Here is a 202-nt window from a genome sequence, read left to right as displayed (position 1 = left end):
TTCTGTTTCTGCAATTACTTCCACTTCTTCTAGAGCTTCTGTTTCTGCAACTACTTCCACTTCTTCTAGAGCTTCTGTTTCTGCAATTACTTCCGCTTCCTCTGGAGCTTCTGTTTCCACAATTACTTCCACTTCTTCTAGAGCTTCTGTTTCTGCAACTACTTCCACTTCTTCTAGAGTTTCTGTTTCTGCAATTACTTCC

1 protein-coding gene is annotated in these 202 nt (G+C 40.6%); it reads right to left on the bottom strand.

The window, feature by feature from the left end; all coding sequences use genetic code 11:
• Positions 1-202 (bottom strand): hypothetical protein (locus KVT31_RS30155; RefSeq protein WP_217613783.1); only part of this gene is annotated, 202 nt, incomplete at both ends.

Source organism: Bacillus sp. GbtcB14 (genome assembly GCF_019091205.1).
GTDB classification, from domain to species: domain Bacteria; phylum Bacillota; class Bacilli; order Bacillales; family Bacillaceae_G; genus Bacillus_A; species Bacillus_A cereus_AG.
The sequence above is the reverse complement of the archived record's forward strand: the minus strand, read 5'-3'. Positions and strand labels throughout refer to the sequence as shown.